This is a genomic window from Vibrio sp. YT-17 (genome assembly GCF_033337375.1).
In the GTDB taxonomy this organism is placed as follows: Bacteria; Pseudomonadota; Gammaproteobacteria; order Enterobacterales; family Vibrionaceae; genus Vibrio; species Vibrio alginolyticus.
Genome location: NZ_JAWOQP010000075.1, coordinates 1 through 1533, shown reverse-complemented (window position 1 = coordinate 1533; position 1533 = coordinate 1). Strand labels below are relative to the sequence as shown.

Sequence of the window (1533 nt, the reverse complement as noted above, 5' to 3'; positions counted from 1 at the left end):
CTGTCACTGCAAGAGATACAAGAGTTCTCTGACGTCATCGACAACGATTTGTACGACATCCTAACGATTGAGTCTTGTCTAGAAAAACGTAGCGCGCTTGGTGGCGTGTCACCAAAACAAGTCGCTTATGCCGTTGACCAAGCGGACAAGCGTTTGGCGCAGCGTGATAGTTCGGCCGTTAAAGTACGTCCTGCACGTTTAACGGATATCGAAACGCTTGAGGGCATGGTTGCGTATTGGGCGAATATGGGCGAAAACTTACCTCGTTCTCGTAATGAACTCGTTCGCGACATTGGCTCATTTGCCGTTGCTGAACATCATGGTGAAGTGACTGGTTGCGCGTCTCTGTATGTGTATGACTCTGGACTTGCGGAAATTCGCTCGCTCGGTATTGAGGCGGGTTGGCAAGGACAAGGGCAAGGCAGCGCGATCGTGAACTATTTGGTGGATAAAGCACGTCAAATGGCGATTAAGAAAGTCTTCGTACTAACACGTACGCCAGAGTTCTTTATGAAGCAGAGTTTCTTGCCAACATCTAAGTCTCTGTTGCCAGAAAAAGTGTTGAAAGATTGCGACCAATGCCCGCGTCAACATGCCTGTGATGAAGTGGCGTTAGAGATCAATTTAGTTGAACAGATCATCCAACGCAGTCATGTCGCATAGGATATTGATTTTGTTAGTATTTAAACAGATATCGTTAGAGAACGATCATTTACATAAGTTTTTGCTAAAAAAATCGAAAAAACTTTGAACCTTTGAGAGGAAGTTTGGTCTATTAAAGTACCACTGCTTTTTCTTAGAAGAATCTAAGAGAGCCCCAGAATCGAGATTGATTTTGGGGCTTTTTTCTATCTGTCATTTGTGGTGATCCTCTCCATTCTGTTTCCCACGACGACGCTGCCACGGCAAGATGACAAAACGCATCCATAAGTGCAGAAACAATAAAATGTTAAATGCAAAGCCCGCAAAGATCAGGGCGATCGATTCAATGCTTTGTGGGTGATCGCGAAAAGCAAACCACCAAATGATCCAACACACAACTGAAAGTACGGTCAATTGATCCATGCATCGTTGACAACGACCGATCTTTTTCCAAAACCAATGTTCTTGGCAGCTACGACAAGCCATGATGTTTACCTCAATTCAACTTGCCCAAGATTAGCAGAAGATGAATAGGCTTTACCATGTGCGCTTGTTAGGTGATTCGAACCCAAAAATGGAAAATTAGCTTTGATGAAATTCTGTAGCACGTTACTGGTGTATGGTGCCGCGTCAGCCAGAAAATAGGAAAAGATAATGTCGACAGAACTGAGAGTAGCACTAGGACTTGCCGGGGGATTTTTCACCATTGGGTTCACCGCGATTGTGCTAGTGAGTCGTTATGCGATGATGTAATCCATGAAACTCTAGTCCAGAAAAAAGCCTCGTATCTGCGAGGTTTTTTTTTTGTATTTGGCTTGGGAATAGAAACAAGACGTTATGATGAACAAAAAATGTTGTATTTAAAATCGTTGATTCAGGTAGTAGAACGAT

2 protein-coding genes are annotated in these 1533 nt (G+C 43.5%); one reads left to right on the top strand and one right to left on the bottom strand.

Annotated elements, in window-relative coordinates; all coding sequences use genetic code 11:
- Positions 1-663: GNAT family N-acetyltransferase (locus R7F67_RS23935; RefSeq protein WP_318057424.1), on the top strand; the 663-nt coding region annotated here is incomplete at its 5' end.
- 192 nt (positions 664-855) lie between these two features.
- Here R7F67_RS23935 and R7F67_RS23930 read toward each other — a convergent pair.
- Positions 856-1128, bottom strand: a complete 273-nt coding sequence (locus R7F67_RS23930) for a DUF3624 domain-containing protein (RefSeq protein ID WP_005480479.1) — start codon at positions 1126-1128, stop codon at positions 856-858.
- Positions 1129-1533: the final 405 nt, after the last annotated feature.

Bases quoted from the DNA above. Each gene is read 5' to 3' on its own strand.
- R7F67_RS23930 (WP_005480479.1), bottom strand. From the start codon at position 1,128: ATGGCTTGTCGTAGCTGCCAAGAACATTGGTTTTGGAAAAAGATCGGT.